This is a genomic window from Citrobacter sp. wls826, from assembly GCF_005281245.1.
Lineage (GTDB): Bacteria > Pseudomonadota > Gammaproteobacteria > Enterobacterales > Enterobacteriaceae > Citrobacter > Citrobacter braakii.
The window spans coordinates 214,433-215,291 of the sequence record NZ_SZWS01000053.1 but is presented as its reverse complement, the minus strand read 5'-3'; the positions used below and the strand labels follow the sequence as shown (position 1 = coordinate 215,291).

Below are 859 nucleotides of genomic sequence, written 5' to 3'. Positions count from 1 at the left end.
CTCCGGTGACACCACCTGAGGCCGTTTTTTTAATCGCCAGGTCAGCAATAACGCCACCGCCACCAGCCCTGCCGCCGCCAGATAGATAACCGGCACGCCCGCCCAGGTCATGACCAGCCCAGCCAGCGGCCCCGTAACTCCCAGTGATAAATCCATAAACACCGTATACGTCGCCAGCGCAGCGCCCTGATTTTGCTGCGGGACGGCTTTTACCGCCACCACGCCCAGCGCCGGGAACACCAGCGAAAACCCTGCACCGGCCAGCAGGACGCCGCTTTTCGCCATCCACGGCATGGAAGCCATCCCGACCAGCAGCAACCCAACAATCTCGACGCTAAAGCAGATCATCGCCACATTTAGTCCACCTAAACGGTTGATACCATTTGGGAATAACAGGCGGGTCCCCACAAACGTGCAGCTAAAAAGCGTCAGCGCGAAAGCGGCGCCGTCCCAGCCTTTGGCATCATAAAACAGGGTAATGAAAGTGGCGATCACGCCAAATCCGGCTGAGGCCAGGGCCAGCGCCATGCCGTACAACCAAACACGCCCAAGCACCGCGCGAAACGGCAATGGTTTGCCTTTGCTGGCCTTCACCGCCGGACGAGGGAGCGCCAGCAGTATTGCCAGCAGCGCCACGCCCATCACGGTCAGCGCCAGTCCCTGTAAGCCACCCCAGGCATAAAACAGAACGCCCAGCGGAGCGCCTATCGCCATCGCGCCATAGGTCACGATGCCGTTCCACGAAATCACCCGTCCGATGTGCATTGAACCAACGACCCCAACCCCCCACAGCGTAGAGCCAGTCCCGGCAAAGCTTTGCCCGATCCCTAGAATCACGCGCCCCAGGCATAACAGCAGC

Annotated in this window: 1 protein-coding gene; it reads right to left on the bottom strand. The window is 60.5% G+C overall.

Annotation, left to right across the window (positions count from 1 at the left end; genetic code table 11):
- A partial coding sequence (locus FDW87_RS13475; RefSeq protein WP_252363165.1) for an MFS transporter occupies positions 1-859 on the bottom strand: 859 nt, incomplete at both ends.